Raw genomic sequence first — 21,880 nt, 5'->3', positions numbered from 1 at the left:
AAAAACCATTATGGCAAAAAAGCAAAGCACCCCCCATGCAACTACATCGGACGCAAATGATGCTGTGCCAAAAGACAAATTTCACTTAAAAGTCTATGCACCATTCAAGGTGTATTATGAAGGAGTAGTGGCAAGTATTTCAGCAGAAAACGGCACAGGCCCGTTTGATATCTTGGCAAACCATCATAACTTTTTAACATTACTTAACCCGTGTGAGCTCACTATTCGTACATCTACAGAAGACAAAGAGCCAGAGAAGATTAAAATAACCCGTGGAATCATGCAAGTAAAAGCAAACGACGTGGTTGTTTTCTTAGATGTCTAGGTATCGCTTATTTTGTAAAACTACGTTGTTGTTTTAATCAATGGCAATATAATCAAAGGCGCAGCTCGTACCAGGACCCCCAGCATTTGTGGTCCCGATACTAAATCCACCAGTAGTACGGTTTACGTAATAGTTTAAATTAGCACAACTTGACCCTACCGGTGTAATAACAACGTGGGGTGTCTGTGAAAAATTATTAGCAAAGTTAATGCTTGCAATAATACCAGCAGCCGAGCCTGGTCCAAAATTGATACTTACGGTACCTGCTGTGTCAGTACCACTTACGCTTACTGTACCTGCTCCACCAACAGCGCTTCCGCGTGATGCGACAGGTGTAGGACCACCTGCGTCTATGTGCCGGTTAATTTGTAAATCTTGGTTTAAAATCAATCGTTCCACACTAAGAGACGGAGCGGATATTTGGCCGGCAAAACTTGCACTGCCGCCAACACTGAGGTTCTGTTGAACAGTGAGAGTACCTTGTACGGCAGAATTACCAGCGATTGATAAGTTATTGGCAACTTGCACGTTTTCGAACGCACTTGTTCCAGATACGGTAATACCCGGCAAGCTCAGTGCACCACCAACCCGTATAGTACCTGCTACATCAAGGTCGTTACGTACTAACACTCGGCCATTAAACACGGCATTAGAAGCAATTGTCAGGGTCTGCTGAGCATCTCCTACCTGTTGGTCACTAGAAGCCAGATTTTCTAGGTCTTGCTGGCTAAGTTCTTGACCGTTAATAACAGACTGATTTTCGGCCTTTTTATTACTGGAATAGCTTGCAAATCCAATAAACGCAACAATAAAAAGCACTAAAATAAACAAAAGCATATATATATTGATGCCACTGACTGTTTTTTGAACACGCTGGCCAATGCCTTTTTTAGGAATAAATCGTTGTGTGTCATCAGTTGTTTCGGTATTTTTATTAACAGTCGCGTCTAGCGATTCACTTGCTTCTGTAGAAGTACTGCCTTGTTCTATTTCTGTTGACGTAGGCTCTACGGTTTCACTTGTGTCTTGTGGGTTTGGTTTATTGTCTTCCATTTTTTTGTGATTTAACCACCTTTAATTGCCTACTATTGTAACAAATACTATATATAAGCGCTAGCAATTTGCACAAGATTCATAAGCAGTATACAATATGTAGTATAAGCAAAAGATACGTATGAGAAAACAAACACTAGTCCGCACTAGTATCATTACCATCGCCTTAAGTCTTGTAGCGCTCCCGGGCTTTTTAGCTCGTGCTTACGCTGCGCCTACCTACGTATCGCCTAACTATGGTGTAGATGAAGTCTTTTTTGGCGCAGGTGGCGTCAATGATGCAAACAGCGCAAATTATAATGCTAGAGCGTCTCTTGGCGACACTGGTGTAGGTAATTCAGCGAGTAGCCTATACCAACTTTACGGAGGCTTTACCACTACAGAAGTGCCTTTCTTAGAATTTGTTGTTAATGCTGTCAATGTAGATCTTGGTACCCTAACTACTGCATCTGCGAGTACAGGAACAGCCACCTTTACTGTTAAGGCCTATTTGGCCAGTGGCTACGTAGTAAGTACTATTTCAGATCCGCCCACAAATGCGTCATATACCATGGCCAATATGCCTGCTACCGCATCGTCTAGCCCAGGCACAGAGCAGTTTGGTATAAACTTGCGGAGTAACACCAGCCCAAACACTGCTGGTGCAGATCCAGTACAACTGCCTGACGCCTCTTTTAGCTTTGGCCAAGTATCAACTGGGTATGACACACCAAATCAGTATAAGTATGTAAAAAACGATACCATTGCCTATAGCGATAAAAGTAGTGGCATTACCCAATATACAATGACATATCTAATGAATATAAAGTCCACCACACCAGGTGGTGTATACGTTATGAACCATAACTTGGTTGCAACCGGTACGTTTTAGACTGTGGATAACTTTACTGTAAAGTGTATTGAATTATACACGCTTATGGTATAGTAAAGGTACCCCAACCAAAATAAATATAACAAGTAACAACAAGGAGACCGATTGCAATGAGTAAAACTCAAAGCATTGTGTCACGCACAGGCGCTGTAGCTGCGGCAGCGATTTTAGCTGTAGCTGCTTTGCTACCAACTATAGTCATGCTCGGAAGAGCAGATGCTGCACAGGTATCGAGCCGCTCAGTTCAATTATCGAACTCTGCAACAGGCGCCACGAGCGTGGAATACACAATTCAATTCACACTTGCTACGGCAAGTACTAACTTAGAAGGTGTCGTCGTAGATATCTGCGCAGGCGATTCGAGCCCATTAATTGGAGTAGCGTGTACAGCACCAACTAGCTTCAGCTGGGGCACCCCAACGATCGTTTCTGCATTTATTGGTTCAGACGATGTATCTACCTGGTCAGCAGGTTTGCTTAACGGAGGACGCACATTAACGCTTAGCGACGCTACAGGTGTAGCAACAGCTGCTAGCGATGTTGTAACTATTGTGGTAAGCGGTGTTAGCAACCCATCAGACGTAGACACGGTAACTGGTGGTAACCAAGTCGGTACATTTTACGGCAGGATGCTAACATTTAACGACAGTGCACAAGTTGCGAACTATTTGGCAACAAATGGTACGACGGCAACCGGCGTAGTTGACTTTGGTGGTTCTGCAATGAGCACCACGAACGATCTAACTGTTACGGCCCGCGTTCAAGAAAACATTCGTTTTTGCCTATACACTAACGGTCCTGCACAAACATGTGCAACAGGTACGGGTAACGCTATAGACATTCCAGACGCCACAACGCCACTTAACGCTAACAGCGTTTCTACTGCAAATGCCTACTTTAACGTATCAAGTAACGCATTAAGCGGTGTGAATATACGTATGTGGAGTAATAATGGTAATGATGGAGTACTCACGAGTGGTGCATACACTATTAGTCCATTTGGTTCAGCTGTAGACGATGCTTGTACTGCAGACTCAAGTAATACATCGGTAGAACAGTTTGGGCTACGTATTAACGAGGGCGCAAGCGTAACAGCTGCTGCTCCATATGACTGTGCTGCTGGTAACCATGGTTGGGATGCAGATAACACAGCTGGTTCTGGCGCCAACGACGCCACGACAGTTGGTTCAGCTTACGGTGACACCGTAGCGACAACAGCAGGTGCAAATGATGCAAGTGAATCTACATTAGAATTTGCTGCCAAATCTGCACTCACTACAGAGGCTGGTATTTACACCACGGCTCTTAACTATATTGCAACAGGTACCTATTAGTACGTAACATAACAACAACGTTTTGACTGACATATATATGATGTAGACATAGAGGATTGTAAAAATTAAGAATAACGCATCCATTTTTGGTAAGGGGGATGCGTTATTTCTTTTATAGCACCTGTGGATAAGTTAGGCATAAATGCGTTGAACTATTATTCATAAACTGCTAATGTATATTTGTATATTAACTTAAATTAAAAACCAAAAAACAATAAAAAGGAGAAAAAGCATGGCCAACCCTATTGCTTTTATAAAAAGACCAGCACATATTGCTGCTGCTTTATTGTTTGGATTTGCTTTAGTTGTGCCCGTTGTACTTAGTGCCACGAGCCAAGCAGCCCAGCTGCAAAGTAGATCTATACAATTAGCGAATTCAGCTACAGGTGCTACAGGTGTTTCATACACCGTTACATTTAATGTTGCCCAAACCGCAACCGTAAAAGGTATCGTCGTAGATATCTGTTCTGGTAATACCAGCCCACTCATTGGTACGGCCTGTTCACAGCCAGGCAGCTTCACGTGGGGCGGTTCGCCATCTATTACGTCGGCTACTATAAATGCAACGGACATTAGTACCTGGACATGGGCGTCTGCAAACGGAGGTCGTACACTGACAGCTACTGATGCTACAGGTGTAGCAGCAACATCTGGCCAGACAGTGACGATTGTTGTAGCGAGTGTCGCCAATCCATCAGATGTAGATGTCGTTACTGGCGGCAACCAAGTCGGTACTTTCTATGGCAGAATGATTACGTATAGTGACAATACTGAAGTAACGAATTATGATCCAACAGATGGTGAAGCCACGACCGGTTATCTTGATGTTGGTGGTGCTGCAATGAGCACAACCAATAACCTTACCGTTACTGCTCGTGTTCAGGAAAACATTCGTTTTTGCCTATACACTAACGGTCCTGCTCAAAACTGTGCAACAGGCACTGGTAGTGCTATAGACATACCAAATGCCACCACCCCACTTAGCTCGAGCTCTGTCTCTACAGCAAGTGCGTACTTTAACCTATCTAGTAATGCCTTAAGCGGTGTAAACATCCGCATGTGGAGTAATAATGGTAACGAAGGAGTACTTACGAGCGGTGCAAACACGATAACTGCCTTTGGTCCTGCTGTTGACGATGCATGTACAGCAGACTCAACTACGAGTACTGTAGAACAATTCGGCATGCGAGTTGCTCCTAGTACCGCTGTAACAGCTAGTGCACCATATGCATGTGCTGCTGGTAACCATGGCTGGGATGCAGATAACACAGCTGGTTCAGGCGCCAACGACGCCACAACAGTTGGTTCAGCTTACGGTGACACCGTAGCGACAACAGCCGGCGCCAACGATGAAGAAGAAAGCGTCCTTGAATTCGCCGCTAAGTCTGCCTTAACGACAGAGGCTGGTATTTACACCACGGCTCTTAACTATATTGCAACAGGTACCTACTAGTTACTTATTATAGTAGTTCATAACGGTCCTGTTTACTGATACAATATGTAAGTATCATGGCAATTACAAAAATAAACACTATTGCAGTAGCATCCCTAAGTATTATAGGGGTGCTATTTGCTGTAATAATTATTCAGGCGACGGGCTATGCCCAAACATCGCTACCTAGTAGGAGTTTACAGATAGCAGACCCAAGGCCTGCCCAGACTAATGTGAACTATACTGTTGGGTTTAGTGTGACTGGCGCTGGTTATGTACTCGGTTCATTTACACTGTTGTTTTGTGATAATACGCCGTTAATAGGGCAACCATGTGATCCGCCAGTGGGCTTTGACGCTTCTACTGCTATAATCACAAATCAAACTGGAATAAGTGGGTTCACTATAGCACCAGGTGCTACTGCAAATAGTTTATTACTAACAAGAGTGCCCACATTTGTTAATGCTGCTGATATACGCATTGAGTTAAGCGGTATTACAAACCCGACGAACAAAGGTACATATTTTGGTAGGATTCAAACGTATAGTAGTGATGACGCTACCGGTGTAGCAGTTAATGAAGGTGGTGTCACGTTTGCGATCACCCCACCGATAGATATAGCAACGTATGTTCCACCATATCTTTATTTATGCGTCGCCGTTACACTGCCGGGCTATTTATGTAGTGGCGCAGTTGGTAATTTTGTTGATTTTGGTGAATTGTCTGCCAACCAGACACGCACAGGTACCTCACAATTTTTGGTAGCCACTAATGCTGGGGCTGGTTTTGTTGTATATGTTATTGGTATACCACCCACATCTGGTAATAATGTAATACCAGCCATGACCACCCGAGGTCCTTCGCAAACAGGGGTGAGTCAGTTCGGTATAAATTTACGAGATAATTCTAACCCAGACGTTGGCAACGACCCTGTTGGTGCTGGCAGTGGCACTATTGCTCCGGACTATAATATTCCTAATCAGTTTAAGTTTTTTTATGGCCAAGCCCTCGTAAGTAGTAACACCACAACTGCTGATAAAAAATTTACGACAAGTTATATCATTAATGTTAATAGAAATCAGAAGCCAGGTGTCTACAATACAACACTTTTATATATTGCACTTGCAACATTCTAGTAAAATAACTTATGCTTTGATATAGTTAAAAGTAAGTAATTAAAAAGTACATATGAGGGAGAATATGAAACACAAAAGGATTTTAAGTTTGGCAGCAGTTTTTGTCGTGGCTGGTTCATTACTAGCACAGGCTGTGTTTGCACAAGAAAGCGGTAATGGCTTTCAGATTTCACCTGTTCGCACAGAGCTTACAATAGAACCAGGTGGTTCTGAAAAAACAACCGTAACAGCAATGAACCCGACATCAGGAGCAATTAAAGCAAATGTCGTTGTAAATGACTTTGAAGCAGCCACAGACGAAACAGGCCAACCAAAAGTTATCTTCCAGAGCGACCAAACTGCACCAGGAAATAGTTTTAAATCACTTGTAGGTGATTTAGGTACGGTAGATATTCCAGCTGGTGGTAGTGTAAATATACCAGTTGTCGTAACGGTACCAGAAGGTGCCAGCCCAGGTGGTTACTACGGCGCTGTGCGTTTAGAACCTACGGTAGAAACTGATAAGAACGTTAATTTATCGGCAAGTGTTGGTACGCTTTATCTAGTTACAGTTCCTGGTGATTTGAACGAAGCGCTTGAGCTTGTAGAATTTACGGCTGCAAAGAATGGTTCAACAGGAAGATTCTTTATTGGTGGTGGTGAAAACATACAAATTGTCACGCGCCTTAAAAACACTGGTAACATCCATGTTAAACCTTTTGGCCGGATTCAGATTACTGACTATAAAGGTAACACTGTTGAGCAATATGAATTTAATAATACCGAGCCAAAGTCTAATGTTCTGCCAAATAGCACTCGTAAATTTACAGACGAAGTAAACTATAGTAATTTCTTTGGTAAATATACGATAACCGCTAACTTAGGCTATAGTTCAGCAGGTAACCTCATTACGGCAAAAAATACATTTTGGGTTGTACCAGTTTGGCTTGTTGTAGTACTAGCTGCCGCGCTCTTAGTAGTGCTGGTTGGTGCGTTCTTGCTTTATAGAAAGCTTCGCCAGAGTCGTAAACACAAAGTTAATCCACGACGTAAATAACACATAATGGGTTTTCTGCAATAAGGGGCGATATAGTGCCCCTTTTTGCTTTAATTCAGATGGCATAGTACACTTATAGATAAGTAATGTAAGTAAAAAAACAATGACATATAACAGATTGGCACAACTAACAACGGCAGTCATAGGTAGTGGTATATTGTTGGTCATGGTGGCTGTTACTGCTTTTGCGCAAGTTGAAAACCCCCAAAATGGTGGCATCGGCTTACAAGGCAAAATAAGCTCACCACCACCTAGTAGCGCACCAACTATATCTACGCCCGGTAATGGGCAGGTGATATCTACGATACCTATAGAAGTCCGTGGTATCTGTACAGGTAATTTGTTGGTAAAACTGTATAAAAATAATGTGTTTAGCGGTTCTGACCAATGTAGGAACGGTAGCTATAGCATTACAATTGATCTTTTTAGTGGCAGAAACGAACTTGTGGCTCGGCATGTAGACGAACTTGACCAGCAGGGCCCAGATTCTAATGTGGTGGCAATTACATTTAACGATGGTGCCTCGAGACCAAATTTAGCAGAGCGTATAACAGTAACCAGTTCATACGCACGGAGGGGTGCAAACCCAACAGAAACATTGTCTTGGCCAATTGTCATTACTGGCGGTACCGCACCCTATGCACTGAGTGTAGACTGGGGTGATGGCAGCCAAGCTGATGTGTATTCAATAACCATTCCAGGTGAGTTTACGATTAAACATGTGTTTAAGCAGGCAGGTGTATACCGAGCGCTTATTAAAGCGACTGATAAAAACGGCAACGTTGGCTTTTTACAACTTACCGCAATCGCAAATGGTGAAATCAAACAGGCAGATGTCGCCGGTGCGGTCGAAAGTGGTAGGACAATCACAAAAGTACTATGGCAACCTGTCGTACTTGCCATACCGTTTGTTATAACAACATTTTATCTAGGTAAAAAATACGAAGTTACCCGTATTAAGCAAAAACTTTCTAAGGGTGAACACCCATTTGATTGATAAATCTGCTACACTATACATCTAGTGAAAACAGTTTACGTAGGTTTAAGTGGTGGTGTAGATAGCTCTGTTACAGCTGCACTTTTAAAAGATGCCGGCTACCGTGTAGTTGGTGCGTATATGAAGAACTGGAGTAAGGATTTACCAGGGTTTGAGTGTCCTTGGAAAGAGGACTACCTAGATGCCAAGCGTGTTGCTGTACAACTTGGTATAGACTTTCAACTGTTTGATTTTGAAGAGCAATATAAATCAAAAGTGGTTGATTACATGATAGAGGCATACAAAGTTGGCACAACACCCAACCCAGACATTATGTGTAATCAAGAAATCAAGTTTAAACTATTTTTCGATACTGCCATGCTGCATGGTGCTGACTACATTGCTACTGGTCACTACGCCCGTTCTACAGACGGGCAACTACGTACCGCCAAAGACGATTCAAAAGATCAAAGCTACTTTTTATATAGAGTAAACAGTGCAACACTGAAAAAAACGTTATTCCCGCTCGGTGACTATAAAAAGACGTACGTAAGAAAGTTAGCTGCTCAATATAAACTTATAACCGCTACTAAAAAAGAAAGTATGGGTATATGTTTTGTTGGTAAAGTTGGTATAAAAGAATTTTTAAGCCAATATGTTACGACCCAGCCAGGGCCTGTTATAGACCAGTATGGAAATGAAATAGGTACTCACGATGGCGCTATCTTTTACACTATAGGCCAACGCCACGGGCTTGGTGTGATTGGTGGTTTACCAGTGTATGTAATAGAAAAAGATATTGATAAGAATATTGTATACGTTACATCACAGCTAGATGACGAGCGTCTGTGGAGAACATCTTTACGAATAACAAGCCCACACTGGATTAATCAGGCACCGCAATTAGGAAAACCTTACGATATACGTACAAGACATCGTGCACCACTGGCAAGAGCATCATTTAAAGATACTCTAGATACTCTGCATGTAGATAGCCCTGTACGGGCTATTACCGCTGGCCAATCTGTTGTTATTTACGAGGATGACCGTGTGGTAGGTGGTGGTATTGTCGCGTAACCTCTGTTTATGTACATGCTAAATATGATATTATTAAACGGATATGCTTAGTAAACTAAAAGCCAAGACCAAGGAGTCTAAACGAAAATCTTCAGATGATAAATTGATGATTGGGCTTGATATTGGTACGGAATTTGTGAAAGCATTGATTGCCCGTGTTGATGATAATAATGAACTAGAGATCATTGGAGTAGGTAGGGAACATCAGAGCCAAACAGACATGCAAGCAGGTGCCATTGCAGACATAGCAGCTGTGATTGCTAACTGCGACAAAGCTTTAGCGCAAGCAGAGCAACAGGCAAATACCAGTGGCCGTAGTGCCGTTGTTGGTATTGCCGGAGAGCTAGTGAAAGGTTCTACCCTTAATGTACGAGTAACACGCAAAGAACCAAATAAAGAAATTGATATAACAGAAATTGACCGTATATTTACCCTCGTGCAACAGCGGGCGCACGATAAAGCCAAAAAACAACTTAGCATTGACACTGGTGGCAAGGATATTGCTCTAAAACTTGTTAATAGCGCGCTTATATCTATAGAAATAGATGGGTATAGCGTTACTAATCCAATTGGTTTTCAGGGTAAAGACGTTCATGTCCAGCTGTACACAGCATTTGCACCTATGGTGCACATTGGTGCAATCGAACGTGTGGCAGAACAATTAGACCTAGATTTAATAACGGTTGCCGCTGAACCGTTTGCCGTTGCACGCTCTGTCATTGGTGATGACCCAAACGCTGATATAAGTGCAGTACTTATAGATGTTGGTGGTGGCACTACAGACATTGCTGTCGTAAATGAAGGTGGTGTAGAAGGTACAGTTATGTATGGTATTGGCGGCCGTAGCTTTACTAAATCTATTGAGCGTGATTTTAGTGTCGGTTTTGAACAAGCAGAAGCCTTAAAACTCGGGCTTAGTGATGGTAAAACTCCAGATGCCAAACGAAAATCTGTAGAAAAAGCCCTCACCAAGACGCTTTCGGTATGGTCTAGTGGTATATCTTTAGCGCTAGAAGAGTTTACTAGGCTAGATCATCTGCCTAATCGTATTTTACTATGTGGTGGTGGTTCTAGTTTGCAGCTTATACGTGATGAATTAAGCCAAGGCAACTGGTATAAAGACTTACCGTTTACCAAAAAACCACAAGTTCAGTTTATTTCGCCGAACCAAGTATCTGGCATACATGACAGCACAAATTTAGTGAACGATCACACCCTTATAACGGCCATGGGGCTTTTACGTGTGGGTATGGATACTGTTTTGCAATATGAAGCTGAATCAGAAACTATCAAAGGAAGATTTAATAAATTACTCAAGATATGAAAAAAGACATAATTTACATTGATAGTGATGATGAAATCGCAGCTGTCGTAGATAAAGTAGTGGCTAGCCGGTCTAAAGTTGTTGCGCTCGTACTGCCAAAGCGTTTTACCATGTTGCATAGCTCGGTTAATATGAAGATACTTAACAAAGCTGCGAATGATAATAATAAAAACCTTGTTCTAATTACCAACGAGAAGGCATTAATGCCACTTGCAGCAGCTACCGGTATGTATGTTGCCAAAGGGTTACAGTCTAAGCCAGCTATTCCTGCGTTAGCCGAACCGGATACCGACCTCGACGATGCTGTAGAGGCACCTGAACTAGATGCCGAACCAACCATAGATAAAACAAAACCAATTGGTGAGTTGGCTGGTGATACCGATGAAACAATTACTATAGATAACACCACACCAGAAGATACAGCGGCTAAGAAACCAGACACACCCAAAAAGAGTAAAAAACTTGCGGTACCTAATTTTGAGAAGTTTCGTCTTAAATTATTTTTAATCATAGCTGGTGTTATAGCACTATTGATGCTGCTCTATTTTGCCGTGTTTGTTTGGCCCAAAGCGACGGTTACACTAAGTGTAGAACAACAAGAAATACCACTGAGCATTGATATAACAGCTAGCCCTACAAAAGAAGACAATGTATCTGAAAAGGTCTTTAAATTAGATACTAAGACGATAGATAAAGCAGAAACAAAATCTGGTGAAGCGACAGGCAAAAAAGATCTTGGTGAAAAAGCCACTGGTAGCGTAACAATGGTTAATTGTAGTAAAGATGATAAATTGGCAGATGTAGTTCGTACCATCCCTGCTGGAACGGGCATAAGTAATGGAAACTATACGTTTATCACACAAGAGAGTGTGCAAGTGTCTCCAAGTGGTTTCAACGGCAATACATGTAAAAACGATAAGCCATCATCATCTGTTAAAGTAATAGCCCAAAATGCGGGTGGCGAATATAATCTGAGCGCAAGGAGTTATAGTGTATCGGGGTTTTCTACTGTTACTGCAAAAGACAGTAAAGGCATGGGAGGGGGAACCTCTAAAGTTGTTACTATAGTGTCTCAAGAAGATTGCACAGCCCTTACAGATCAACTGAACGCTGCGAGTAATTCAGATGAGCTAAAAAAGCAATTAATGACAGATTTTGAACAAGCTGGCTTAGCTGCGAGTATAGATACCTATAAAGTAGATACGGTGAGTAGTTCGTGCGAGCCGGCGGTTGGCCAAGAAGCCAACAGTGTGAGCGCAAAAGCAACCTACCGCTACACTATGTCTGGTGTCAACGCAGATAGCCTTAACGAGCTCATCACACAAGAAGCACTTGAGAAAGCAGGCCAAGGTCAAACAATAGCTGATACAGGTATAAAGACGGCAGTTATTAATGTAAACGGACGGAGTGGAAGCACACTAGATATGACGGTGAATACCACGGCTATTGCAGGCGTTAAACAAGACGAAGCAGCTATAAAGAGTCTTATTGCTGGCAAAAATGCCAGACAAACTGCAGATGCACTCAAACAAATACCAGGTGTTAAAGACGTAAAGGTAGATTACAGCCCATTTTGGGTGAACAAGACTCCCAAAAAAGAGAGCAAAATATCTATAGTTTTTGTAACCAATAATGATAACTAACTTCTTTGCGCTTGATATAGGCGAAAAACGCATAGGTGTAGCCAGGGGAAATAATATCGCTCGGATTGCAAGCCCTGTAGCAACCATTGCCAACGATGCAGCGTTTAGGTCTGTTTTGGCTCAACTGGTTAAAGAATATGAAGTATCTGTCATCGTGGTGGGGCTACCGAGAAGCATGCAAGGAGAAGAAACCGCACAATCACGGTACACGCGCCAATTTGTAGCAGATAACCTTTCTGCATATACAATTGTATGGCAAGACGAGACACTCACCAGTGTCGTTGCTGCACAACGCGCAGAAAGCACGCCACATGGCCTAGACGCAGCTGCAGCCTGTATAATATTAGAGGACTACTTAACGGAGCATGTATGAAGTACGCAAACAATAGGAGTAAAGCAAACCACGGCAAAATGTTCTACATTATGTTGATTATCGTGGTAGCTATCATTGCTGCCTTCGTTGGTTCTATTAGCTATAGAATGTGGTACGAAAAGCAACTACAACCGGTAAGTAGTGAGCAACGTCTAGAGATTATAGAGATACCACCCGGAACTAGTGTGCAAGAAATTGCCAAGCTCTTAGAAGACAAGCAGGTAATTCGTAGTTCTAGAGCAATGATAACCTATGCCAGGAATAATGATTTGTTTGATGGACTAAAGGCAGGGGTGTATCAGCTCGATGCTTCTAAAAGCACGCCAGATATTGTTAATATCATCGCTCAGGGAAAAGCTTTAGAAAATGCGGTAACGATATTACCGGGCAAGCGAATAGACGAAATTCGTAGCACACTCATTAAAGCTGGTTTTTCTGAAGCAGATGTAGATACCGCACTTGACCCCGCGCAGTATAAAGGGCATCCTGCACTCGTTGCCAAGCCAACAGATCAGTCATTAGAAGGCTACTTATATCCAGAAACGTTTAATGCAAGTAGTAAAACAACTCCTAAAGATATTGTGGAACAATCCCTAGATGAAATGGCAGAGGTATTAACCCCAGAGCTCATTGATAAATTTCAAAAACAAGGGCTTGGTATTCACGAGGCAGTTACTATGGCCTCGATTGTCCTAAAAGAATCATCCAACCCAGAAGACCAACGTATCATCGCAAATGTCTTTTTTAACAGATTACAAAAAGGTATGAACTTAGGGTCTGACCCTACGTATCAATATATTGCAGACACTACGGGGCAGCCTCGTTCAGCCAATATTGACTCACCATATAACACGCGTAAATATGGTGGTTTACCACCTGGTCCAATAGGCAATGTCACAAAATCTTCACTAGAGGCGGTCGCGAACCCTGCTTCAACAGATTATTTATACTTTGTGGCAGGCGACGATGGCAATATATATTACTCAAAAACTCTACAAGAACACGAAGAAAACGTTAAAAACTACTGTAAAGAACTGTGTGCAAACTATTAGTTAACAGGGGTGAAAGAAGTTTTTAAGGCTTGACAACAAGGTAACGGTTTGCTAAGCTAAAAAGTACGATTTTTGGTTATAGAAATGTAACTAAAGAACATAAAGAGGGTCCAAAAATCGGTCGCGGCTATCAGATTATATGGCGCTTAGCAATGCCAGGGTATTTGGCGAGAAATACCCCATTACAAGAAAGCATAAACGATAGTGTCAGCGAAACGACCAATTATATGGTCAGGAGATTTGTATTAGTAACGTTACCTTGGCCCACAAGCCATCAACAACGACTGTAGCAAATACCAAAACCATGATCCATAAAAAACGATCATTATTTAGTAAAAAACGATCACGTACTGTTAAACGTAATTTTAAAAAACACGGATTATTGCTGGCAAACGCAACAGTAATTGCGCTTGTCACTGGTTTCGTGTGGGTGGGGCACAATAGTGCCAGCCAAGGCTCAAGTGCTACGTTGTCATTTATTGGGCAGCAATCAAGCACGGGTGAATCTGCACCACTTGACACCCTGTCATCTGCAGATATTGCTGCAAATGTTGCATTGGCGACGAGTATGCCAGAAGAAGTGATGGTTATTAACCAAGCAGATTCATATAAAGCTCAGCTCACACAAGCAAATACAGAAGAATCTGTTGTCGCCAAACCACAAGTAGTTACTGGTGCTTCAGAATCTAAAAACGATATTACTACGTATGTTGCTGTAGAAGGCGATACGGTAACTAAAATCGCCGCTCAATTTGGAGTTTCGGCAGATTCTATTAAGTGGTCAAATGGCATAGCAATTGAAGACATACCTTCAGGCAAAGAGCTCAAGATACCACCATCTGATGGTATTGTGTATCAGGTTGCTGACGGAGATACTATTGAATCTTTGGCGGCAAAGTACCGAGCTTCCGCAGAAAAGCTTGTAGCCGTCAACGATACAGAACTCACTGGCCTAAAGCCAGGCGACACTATTTTTATCGCCGGTGGTCAACCGCCAGTTACTCCTCGTGCGTCACGTACCTCATCTACAGCCGCAGCTAATAGAAGTTCAAACACTGCTCCTGCATATAACTTTGTAGCCCGGTATGGTGGCAATGGCTATTATTACGGCTATTGTACGTGGTATGCAGCCAACAGGGTTGCAGTGCCGAGCAACTGGGGAAATGCCAATACGTGGGATAACAGAGCCCGATCTAGTGGGTGGACTGTTAGCAAAACACCCGTCCCTGGTGCTGTTGCGCAAACCGATGCCATGAGTTGGTGGGGACACGTTGCTGTTGTAGAGGCTGTTTCAGCTGATGGCACTATGATGAAGTATTCTGATATGAATGGTATTGCAGGCTTTGGTAGAGTAGGCTACAGCGATTGGGTACCAACGTCTACGTTCCAAAACTATATATATCGTTAAGTTACCGATAATTCTAGCAACACAACCTCACAAGAGATTATTTATTTGCTTCGCCTACACTGTTCTTTGAGCCTATCTGGTACACTAGTAACAGTATGTTTGTAGATATAGTGACGATTGACGTATTGGCTGGTGACGGTGGTAGTGGCATCGTTAGTTTTAGACATGAAAAATTTGTAGACAGAGGTGGCCCTGATGGCGGAGATGGCGGTAAGGGTGGCGATGTCATATTGCAGGCAACGAGAAATGAAAATACCCTTGCGACGTTTAGGTATCAAAAACGTATTCAAGCAGAACATGGCCAGGCAGGAAGTAAACGGAAAAAACGTGGTCGTTCTGCCAAAGACACTGTTGTACTCGTACCAATAGGCACAACAATTGTGAATGCCGAAACAGGTGATGTTATTGCTGATTTAACAGAAGATAATCAGGCAGCAGTCATTGCTAAGGGTGGCTCTGGCGGTTTTGGTAATGCACATTTTACGAGTTCTGTACGACAAGCACCACGAGTAGCAGAAAAGGGTGAACAAGGCGAGCAACGAACGGTTATATTAGAAATGAAACTTGTCGCAGACATTGGCTTGATTGGCTTGCCAAATGCTGGTAAGAGCACGCTCCTAAGTGTTGTGAGTAATGCCAAGCCAGAAATAGCAAATTATCCTTTTACGACAACTGTGCCTAACCTCGGTGTTGTAGACATAGATAGCCATTCACTGCTTATTGCAGATATACCAGGGCTTATAGAAGGGGCAAGCAAAGGCAAAGGTCTTGGTGATGACTTTTTACGCCATGTTTCGCGCTGCAAAGTGCTATTGCATTTAATTGACGTGACGAGCAATGATGTCGCTACCGATTACACTATGATACAGAAAGAGCTATCAGCTTATAATCAAGAACTTGCCCAAAAACAGCAAATTATTGTATTTACAAAGGCAGAACTTGTAGATGAAGAAATAATTGCGATGCAGAAAGAATTACTGAGTGAAGTAATACCAGACGGTAGCACAATATGTGTTGTATCTGCGCATGCTCATACAAAAATCAAAGAATTATTGCACAAAGCAGCAAAACTCGTAATAGAAGCTGACGAGAAACAGAGCGAGCTTCACGCCGATGAAGATGCACTACCGTTAATAACATTAGAACAAAACGATACACAATGGGTCGCAAGTAAGGTGAAAGATGGGCTATTCTTAGTCACTGGTAAGAAAATAGAATTATTTGCAAAACGCACAGACTACGAAAACGACTTTGGCGTGATGCGTTTACGCGATATTTTGAAAAAAATGGGCATAACGAATCAACTACTTAAATTAGGTATAGAATATGGCGACCACATACAAATTGGAGATCCTAGTTGTGGAAAAATCCAATATTAGTGAGTTAGCTCTTCGTACCAAAATAATCAATACCTTACCAAATGCAAACGGTCAATCAGTAATCTACGTAATGAGTCGTGATCAAAGAATTACCGACAATTTCGGGTTAGCTTATGCGCAAGATTATGCTCTGCGTCATAAGCTGCCACTCGCAGTTGTATTTTGTTTTTCTCCTGTTAAGGGTCGCGCCCGCGAGCATGTAGTATTCATGATTGAAGGCTTGCGCGAGATAGAAACAACATTAGCTAAACTCGCGATACCTTTTATTGCCCTATTTGGTCCGCACGATGTTGTGCTAAGGAATATCGCACACCACACCAAACCTGCACTGATGGTAACTGATTATTCACCACTTCGTGGCACACTACGCTGGCAAAATGTCTTATCTCAAACAGTGCCACTATGTATTGTTGATTCTCATAATATTGTGCCCCCGTGGCTCGTCAGTAATAAACAAGAATATAGTGCTCGTACGATACGTCCTAAAATATATTCACACTATAACGATTTTATACATCATCATTCTACGATAAAAAAACATCCGTATCGCTGGCCGGGTGCTGTCATGAATCTAAAAGAAGTAGCTGAAAATCTTACCCTATATATTAACCAGCACACACCAAACAATACTCACAGTGGTTTCACCGCAGGTGAAACAGCAGCACAGCAGCATTTACAGCACTTTATTGACACGAAGCTACATGGCTACGCACACAGTAGAAATGATCCTACAAAGCAACATACATCAGACCTAAGTCCGTATCTACATTTTGGTCAGATAGGGAGTGTATCTGTAATGAATGCAGTTTCGGCTGCGGTAGTTGCTAATGCAGCGTTGCAAAATGACGCTGATGCACTACAAGAAGAGCTCGTAATACGTAAAGAATTAGCTGATAATTATTGCAACTATAACCAAGATTACACGACGCTACGAGGAGCGCCTGAATGGTCACGTCGTACACTCCAGAAACACGAAACAGACCCACGAAACTACATATATAGCCTACAAGAGCTAGAAACTGCGAATACGCACGACCTTGCATGGAATGCTGCTCAGCGACAGTTAACTGCGACCGGTAAGATGCATGGCTATATGCGCATGTATTGGGCAAAAAAAGTACTTGAGTGGTCAAAGAGTGCGCAAGAAGCACAGCAAAAACTCATATACTTAAATGATTTTTATTCAATTGACGGTGGTGACCCAAACGGCTATGTTGGTATTTTGTGGAGTATAGCTGGACTTCATGATCGGCCTTGGGGCGAACGGCCGGTATATGGAACAGTACGATCAATGGTATATAATGGGCTTAAACGTAAGTTCGATATTGAAGCCTACATACAAAAATATGAAACATAAAGTACGGAGTTATTCACATCAAGCATACTCAATGTTGTTTATGAGTGGGGTATTATGGGGGTTTTCTGCATTATTTTATAAAAAATCTTTAGCTGTAGTATCTATTTCGGTATTATTGGCGGTTCGATTTATTTTAGGTGCAGTTTTTATTTATGCAACAGAACGCAAAAAATTTGTTCGGTTATCTGTGCGAGTACTGGGGCTTATTGCACTTTTTACCATTGTAGATACAGTCATAATTAATTTTTTATATTCTGCTGGTATTCAAAGAACTACTGCTATTCATGCTGCCGTTATTCATCTGTCTACTCCGTTTATTGTATACTTTTTGGCTGCAATATTTTTATCAGAACAACCGCATAAACGTGTAATTGTTGGAGCGGTGATTGCGGTAATGGGTATGCTCGGAATTATACTAGGATCAGTCTCTGCTACTAACGATACAGTCTCTTCTGTAACCGGAGATATATTATTATTCTTTATGGCTTTCTTGACAGCATCCGCAATTGTAATTGGTAGAAAGCTCCTAACAAAATATAAAAAAATACCAGGAGAACAACTTGGGTTTATTGAATATTCACTAGCAGTAATACCGTTTGGTGTATTCGCAATATTTAGTGGTAATTTGAGTGAGTTAGGTGCATTAAACGTGTCTTCGTGGGGATGGATTATCGGGGCTTCTATACTGTGTGGAGCAATACCATTAACGTTATATAATCGATCAATCAGAACATTACCAGCACCCAGACTCGCTGACGTGAGTTTTATATCTCCAACAACCGGCGCACTAGTGGGCGTTTTTTTATTAGGTGAACAAATATCAGCGTCTTTTGTGATTGGCGCTGCATTAGTTATAGCTGGACTACTTATAAGCCATAATAAAATTCATCCAGTTTATATAGCCCATCATTTGCGTGCTGATGTAAGTACTCTGCAAGCTATATTTAGGTTACCGAAGCGTGCATATGAGCACATTCGTGTAGAAGTTAAATGGTAGTATTTGTATATATTTCTGCTACCATTGGTTTAGATTATGGCGAATGACACATTATATTTTTATGATTTAGAAACAAGTGGCATTAATCCGCGCAGTGCACGTATTATGCAATTTGCCGGCCAGCGGACAACATTGGATCTTGAGCCAATTGGACCACCAGATAACACCCTCATTAAAATGTCAGATGACATTTTGCCTGAACCGCAGGCGATACTAGTGACAGGTATCGCACCCCAGCAAACAATTGCCGACGGAATTTCGGAGCGAGAATTTTGTCGCTATTTTATTGAATCAATTGCAACACCCTATACTACTATACTCGGTTTTAATTCTATTCGATTTGACAACGAATTTATTCGATTCTTACTTTACAGAAATTTTTATGACGCTTACGAGTGGTCATACGCTAACGGTAGATCTGTATGGGATATGCTAGATGTCGTTAGGATGACACGAGCCTTGCGACCAGATGGTATAGAGTGGCCCTTTGCAAGCGATGGCCGGCCTTCTAACTCGCTGGAGCTGCTTACAAGTGTTAATCATTTGCAGCACGAAAACGCACATGATGCACTATCTGATGTGTATGCTACCATTGCCGTGGCAAAACTTATAAAGCAAACACAACCAAAACTATTTTCGTACTTGTATGCCATGCGAACAAAGCAAGCAGTACAGGCAGTAGTTAATAGCGGAGAGCCTTTTGTTTATACGACCGGTCGTTATAACGGTGCATACGAAAAAACGTCTGTTGCTGTACTACTAGCAGATCATCCAGTCTATCCGGGAAATCGTGCACTTGTGTATGATTTACGGTTTGATCCAACAGAATTCCTAAAAATGTCTATACCAGACATGCTCGAGAGAATGCAATATACAAAAGACGAAACAGCACCAGTCAGACTACCAGTAAAAGAGCTGGTATATAATAAATGTCCCGCCGTGGCACCATTGACGGTACTCACCCCATCTGCTCAGAAAAATATTTTTATTGATATGACGGCCATACAACAGCACTGGCGTACCTTAGTAGCTGACCCAACATTTACCAACAGAGTCAGACAAGCCTATGAAGATAAAATGACAAACGTACAAACTGAGCTTGCGGTAGATATACAGACAGTAGATAGCCAATTGTATAATGGCTTTTTTAACGATGCCGATAAAAGAAAGATGCAACAGGTAAGCAAAGCTAAGGTGAAAGAGCTGGCTGACGTACACCCAACATTTGACGATGAAAGGCTCGTAAAATTACTGTTACTCTACAAGGCACGCCTCAGTAAAGAAGTATTATCTGCAGACGAACAACTAGAGTGGAACCAATACGTACACACGAAGCTCACAACTGGTACAAACAGTATGTCTGCAGATGATTATTTTTCTCTTATTCAAAAACTTGCTGTAGAATCAGCAGGAAACCAAAGAAACATTGGGCTTCTTGAAGATCTATGGCTATGGGGAGAAAGCATTATACCGGCTATAGAGCATTAAGTATGTTTTGGTAGCATAGCTATATGCGCCCTATGAGTCAAAACTAAAATTGCCAGCAACAAAGAAAGTGTAACTATAAGCGATGAATAAAATCCTAATTGCACAGATGTACCAGGAATAATACCTAGTACAATTAACTCAAAAAAGGGTTTATAGGCGACGGTGTAGTGGGGCAGCATGTGAAACCCTGCAAGCAGTATAATAATTTGTGCAGAATTGTAGTAAAGCCACCAGATCATATTTGTAAAGTATCATAAATTTTACAAAAAATCAATAGTAGTAATAAGCTAGTGTTTTTTTATAAACCAATGGTACCTACGTCTGTTGTACAGAAGCCAAAAGGTAGCACTTGATAGCAAAGCTATTGCTAAAATGTATTGCAGTGGAGGGGTGAGGTAATAAAAAGCAACACCACTTAAAATTATAAGCAATATACCTATTGCATCATGCACGCGTTCAATTGATTTTTTGCGTGGAAACAGTGAAGCGAGCAGATGATCGGCATTTATCTTAGCCCAATCTAGAATACGTTTCGCCCAATCATTATGCACCGCTAGCAAGCCTAATCCAGCAAGAAACACAGGTATACCACCTGGTCCTGGAATCCAGCCCAAAAAAGGACTAATAAGTATCAACAAAATGCCAACAACATCATATATTACGCGTTTAACGTGTCTTTTCACTATAGTATTGTACCAATTAGTACTTGATTTCTACTACGATAGTCGTTGTGTATTACATATGATGTACAGTTGCTAATTTAATAACCCTACGACTTATGCGTTTACAGTTGTTAAATTTTTTGTGTACATACCTAGCAAAATCGTTTTACAACCCTTTGCTTGCAATGAGTCAATAATTTTTGGCATATTTTGTGGTGTTGTTTCAATATCTACATAGAACATATAGCGCCAAACGGTAGATTGAATTGGTCGTGACTGTAGTTTAGTAAGATTAGCATTGTATGATTTAAAAACTCCGAGTGCTTCATACAACGCCCCTGGTGTGTGAGTGGTTTCTATAACAAGTGATGCTTTATTAGTACTACTATAATTGTTCTTTTTAGCATCAATAACAAAAAAACGAGTAGAGTTGGATTGATGATTTTGTATATTAGATTTGGCGATTGGTAAATTATGCATGCGGGCTGAGGCGCTACTCGCAATAGCTGCATGCTTAGGGTCTTGTAACCGTTTTATATACGTTACACTTTCAGCCGTGTCATATCGTTCGTAACGAGTTGCCTGCGGCAGTTTCTGATCGAGAAAATTCGTACATTGTGAAAGCGCAACCGGGTGAGAGTGTACGGCTGTGATGTCAGAAATATGTACACCTGGCAGCGTAATAAGACACTGATGAATTTTTTCTTCTACTTCGCCTACGATTGCAAAAGGGTATTCAAGAAGTAAATCGTATACCTCATTAATAGACCCATATAGTGAGTTTTCTATTGCTACAATCGCTGCATCTGCCTGGCCTTGGTGTAGCGTCGTAAATACAGATTTAAAAGTATCGCACGCAACGATAGCAATATCTTCACCATAGACTGAACATGCCGCTACATGGTGAAACGATCCAGCTTGGCCTTGTATGGCAATTTTTTTCATACTTTCCATATA

General features: G+C 41.7%; 20 protein-coding genes. 17 read left to right on the top strand and 3 right to left on the bottom strand.

What is annotated here, in order from left to right; genetic code table 11:
• Nucleotides 1-10 precede the first annotated feature (10 nt).
• Nucleotides 11-325 carry a F0F1 ATP synthase subunit epsilon gene (locus H6795_03285; protein ID MCB9817526.1) on the top strand — a complete coding sequence of 105 codons (315 nt, stop codon included), beginning with the start codon at nt 11-13 and terminating at the stop codon, nt 323-325.
• Nucleotides 326-358: 33 nt separating this feature from the next.
• On the opposite strand, the gene H6795_03280 is transcribed toward H6795_03285, so the two are convergent.
• Nucleotides 359-1,378 carry a polymer-forming cytoskeletal protein gene (locus tag H6795_03280; protein MCB9817525.1) on the bottom strand — a complete coding sequence of 340 codons (1,020 nt, stop codon included), beginning with the start codon at nt 1,376-1,378 and terminating at the stop codon, nt 359-361.
• Between the two features lie 121 nt (nt 1,379-1,499).
• On the opposite strand from H6795_03280, the gene H6795_03275 reads away from it, so the two are divergent.
• The 16 genes from H6795_03275 to sbcB all read left to right on the top strand — a co-directional run bounded on the left by H6795_03275 (nt 1,500) and on the right by sbcB (nt 20,261).
• Nucleotides 1,500-2,249: a hypothetical protein gene (locus tag H6795_03275; GenBank protein ID MCB9817524.1), complete on the top strand. Its 750-nt coding sequence runs from the start codon at nt 1,500-1,502 to the stop codon at nt 2,247-2,249.
• Nucleotides 2,250-2,359: 110 nt separating this feature from the next.
• Complete coding sequence (locus H6795_03270) at nt 2,360-3,583, top strand: hypothetical protein (protein MCB9817523.1); 1,224 nt, start codon at nt 2,360-2,362, stop codon at nt 3,581-3,583.
• 232 nt (nt 3,584-3,815) lie between these two features.
• Entirely contained in the window at nt 3,816-5,036 is a 1,221-nt protein-coding gene (locus H6795_03265; GenBank protein MCB9817522.1) for a hypothetical protein, read from the top strand.
• Between the two features lie 56 nt (nt 5,037-5,092).
• Nucleotides 5,093-6,151: a hypothetical protein gene (locus H6795_03260; GenBank protein MCB9817521.1), complete on the top strand. Its 1,059-nt coding sequence runs from the start codon at nt 5,093-5,095 to the stop codon at nt 6,149-6,151.
• Nucleotides 6,152-6,215: 64 nt separating this feature from the next.
• On the top strand, nt 6,216-7,187 hold the full coding sequence (locus H6795_03255) for a hypothetical protein (GenBank protein MCB9817520.1): 972 nt from the start codon (nt 6,216-6,218) through the stop codon (nt 7,185-7,187).
• A gap of 103 nt (nt 7,188-7,290) precedes the next feature.
• On the top strand, nt 7,291-8,184 hold the full coding sequence (locus H6795_03250; GenBank protein MCB9817519.1) for a hypothetical protein: 894 nt from the start codon (nt 7,291-7,293) through the stop codon (nt 8,182-8,184).
• Nucleotides 8,185-8,208: 24 nt separating this feature from the next.
• The gene (mnmA, locus tag H6795_03245; GenBank protein MCB9817518.1) at nt 8,209-9,240 is read left to right on the top strand and encodes a tRNA 2-thiouridine(34) synthase MnmA; all 1,032 of its coding nucleotides are present in this window, start codon (nt 8,209-8,211) and stop codon (nt 9,238-9,240) included.
• A 43-nt stretch (nt 9,241-9,283) separates the two neighbouring features.
• The gene (locus H6795_03240; protein ID MCB9817517.1) at nt 9,284-10,564 is read left to right on the top strand and encodes an ethanolamine ammonia-lyase reactivating factor EutA; all 1,281 of its coding nucleotides are present in this window, start codon (nt 9,284-9,286) and stop codon (nt 10,562-10,564) included.
• Nucleotides 10,561-12,207 (top strand): hypothetical protein, encoded by a 1,647-nt coding sequence (locus H6795_03235; protein MCB9817516.1) that lies wholly within the window; start codon nt 10,561-10,563, stop codon nt 12,205-12,207. Before H6795_03240 ends, H6795_03235 begins: the two co-directional genes overlap by 4 nt.
• Nucleotides 12,197-12,580: a Holliday junction resolvase RuvX gene (ruvX, locus tag H6795_03230; protein MCB9817515.1), complete on the top strand. Its 384-nt coding sequence runs from the start codon at nt 12,197-12,199 to the stop codon at nt 12,578-12,580. The genes H6795_03235 and ruvX overlap by 11 nt, the downstream gene beginning before the upstream one ends.
• Nucleotides 12,577-13,632, top strand: a complete 1,056-nt coding sequence (gene mltG / locus H6795_03225; protein ID MCB9817514.1) for an endolytic transglycosylase MltG — start codon at nt 12,577-12,579, stop codon at nt 13,630-13,632. Before ruvX ends, mltG begins: the two co-directional genes overlap by 4 nt.
• 304 nt (nt 13,633-13,936) lie before the next feature.
• Nucleotides 13,937-15,040, top strand: coding sequence for a LysM peptidoglycan-binding domain-containing protein (locus H6795_03220; protein MCB9817513.1), 1,104 nt, complete (start codon nt 13,937-13,939; stop codon nt 15,038-15,040).
• Nucleotides 15,041-15,135: 95 nt separating this feature from the next.
• Nucleotides 15,136-16,419, top strand: a complete 1,284-nt coding sequence (gene obgE, locus H6795_03215; GenBank protein ID MCB9817512.1) for a GTPase ObgE — start codon at nt 15,136-15,138, stop codon at nt 16,417-16,419.
• Nucleotides 16,400-17,776: a deoxyribodipyrimidine photo-lyase gene (locus tag H6795_03210; protein ID MCB9817511.1), complete on the top strand. Its 1,377-nt coding sequence runs from the start codon at nt 16,400-16,402 to the stop codon at nt 17,774-17,776. Before obgE ends, H6795_03210 begins: the two co-directional genes overlap by 20 nt.
• Nucleotides 17,766-18,773 carry an EamA family transporter gene (locus H6795_03205; GenBank protein MCB9817510.1) on the top strand — a complete coding sequence of 336 codons (1,008 nt, stop codon included), beginning with the start codon at nt 17,766-17,768 and terminating at the stop codon, nt 18,771-18,773. Before H6795_03210 ends, H6795_03205 begins: the two co-directional genes overlap by 11 nt.
• A 36-nt stretch (nt 18,774-18,809) precedes the next feature.
• Complete coding sequence (gene sbcB, locus H6795_03200; GenBank protein ID MCB9817509.1) at nt 18,810-20,261, top strand: exodeoxyribonuclease I; 1,452 nt, start codon at nt 18,810-18,812, stop codon at nt 20,259-20,261.
• A gap of 287 nt (nt 20,262-20,548) precedes the next feature.
• Here sbcB and H6795_03195 read toward each other — a convergent pair whose 3' ends face one another.
• Both H6795_03195 and pheA read right to left on the bottom strand, forming a co-directional pair.
• A complete protein-coding gene (locus H6795_03195) occupies nt 20,549-20,944 on the bottom strand; it encodes a hypothetical protein (GenBank protein ID MCB9817508.1) in 396 nt (131 codons plus the stop codon).
• Nucleotides 20,945-21,037: 93 nt separating this feature from the next.
• Nucleotides 21,038-21,868: a prephenate dehydratase gene (gene pheA / locus H6795_03190; GenBank protein MCB9817507.1), complete on the bottom strand. Its 831-nt coding sequence runs from the start codon at nt 21,866-21,868 to the stop codon at nt 21,038-21,040.
• Nucleotides 21,869-21,880 lie beyond the last annotated feature (12 nt).

It is taken from the genome of Candidatus Nomurabacteria bacterium (assembly GCA_020631975.1).
GTDB lineage: Bacteria > Patescibacteriota > Saccharimonadia > Saccharimonadales > CAIOMD01 > JACKGO01.
The sequence above is the reverse complement of the archived record's forward strand: the minus strand, read 5'-3'. Positions and strand labels throughout refer to the sequence as shown.

Excerpts from the sequence above, each read along its gene's own strand:
- H6795_03285 (MCB9817526.1), top strand. The coding sequence starts at position 11 with ATGGCAAAAAAGCAAAGCACCCCCCATGCAACTACATCGGACGCAAAT.
- H6795_03280 (MCB9817525.1), bottom strand. The coding sequence starts at position 1,378 with ATGGAAGACAATAAACCAAACCCACAAGACACAAGTGAAACCGTAGAG.
- H6795_03275 (MCB9817524.1), top strand. The coding sequence starts at position 1,500 with ATGAGAAAACAAACACTAGTCCGCACTAGTATCATTACCATCGCCTTA.
- H6795_03270 (MCB9817523.1), top strand. The coding sequence starts at position 2,360 with ATGAGTAAAACTCAAAGCATTGTGTCACGCACAGGCGCTGTAGCTGCG.
- H6795_03265 (MCB9817522.1), top strand. The coding sequence starts at position 3,816 with ATGGCCAACCCTATTGCTTTTATAAAAAGACCAGCACATATTGCTGCT.
- H6795_03260 (MCB9817521.1), top strand. The coding sequence starts at position 5,093 with ATGGCAATTACAAAAATAAACACTATTGCAGTAGCATCCCTAAGTATT.
- H6795_03255 (MCB9817520.1), top strand. The coding sequence starts at position 6,216 with ATGAAACACAAAAGGATTTTAAGTTTGGCAGCAGTTTTTGTCGTGGCT.
- H6795_03250 (MCB9817519.1), top strand. The coding sequence starts at position 7,291 with ATGACATATAACAGATTGGCACAACTAACAACGGCAGTCATAGGTAGT.
- H6795_03240 (MCB9817517.1), top strand. The coding sequence starts at position 9,284 with ATGCTTAGTAAACTAAAAGCCAAGACCAAGGAGTCTAAACGAAAATCT.
- H6795_03235 (MCB9817516.1), top strand. The coding sequence starts at position 10,561 with ATGAAAAAAGACATAATTTACATTGATAGTGATGATGAAATCGCAGCT.
- ruvX (MCB9817515.1), top strand. The coding sequence starts at position 12,197 with ATGATAACTAACTTCTTTGCGCTTGATATAGGCGAAAAACGCATAGGT.
- mltG (MCB9817514.1), top strand. The coding sequence starts at position 12,577 with ATGAAGTACGCAAACAATAGGAGTAAAGCAAACCACGGCAAAATGTTC.
- H6795_03220 (MCB9817513.1), top strand. The coding sequence starts at position 13,937 with ATGATCCATAAAAAACGATCATTATTTAGTAAAAAACGATCACGTACT.
- obgE (MCB9817512.1), top strand. The coding sequence starts at position 15,136 with ATGTTTGTAGATATAGTGACGATTGACGTATTGGCTGGTGACGGTGGT.
- H6795_03205 (MCB9817510.1), top strand. The coding sequence starts at position 17,766 with ATGAAACATAAAGTACGGAGTTATTCACATCAAGCATACTCAATGTTG.
- sbcB (MCB9817509.1), top strand. The coding sequence starts at position 18,810 with ATGGCGAATGACACATTATATTTTTATGATTTAGAAACAAGTGGCATT.
- pheA (MCB9817507.1), bottom strand. The coding sequence starts at position 21,868 with ATGAAAAAAATTGCCATACAAGGCCAAGCTGGATCGTTTCACCATGTA.